Raw genomic sequence first — 313 nt, 5'->3', positions numbered from 1 at the left:
CGTTCTCCAAGCGCGGACGGAGACTCGACCATGACCATCACGCCAGACGCAATCGCCCAAGCTATCCAGACGACGCCCACATGGGCCATCAAGGCCCTCACAGCGCCCACACAGCAGCTTCGGGAAGACGGGTGCCTTGAGGTCGCCAACCACGTCTACTCGGCCCTGTATCAGCCCCTACGGACCGATCGCGACCAACTGACCCTGCCGCTCCTTTGACGCGCGATGGTTCAAGCTCCACGCGACCTCGCGGACGTGGTGCGGCATGGCGGCTCCATCCGGGCTGAGTGTCGCTCGTGCTTCCGAGTCGCCC

General features: G+C 65.2%; 1 protein-coding gene. It reads left to right on the top strand.

Annotated features, from left to right (window positions below; translation table 11 throughout):
* The coding region (locus AC0IYH_RS30600) for a DUF6771 family protein (RefSeq protein ID WP_471837914.1) at positions 1–219 on the top strand (219 nt) is incomplete at its 5' end.
* Positions 220–313 lie beyond the last annotated feature (94 nt).

The sequence above is a fragment of the Pseudomonas sp. AC463 genome (genome assembly GCF_979253585.1).
This window is presented reverse-complemented; position numbering and strand designations above follow the sequence as displayed.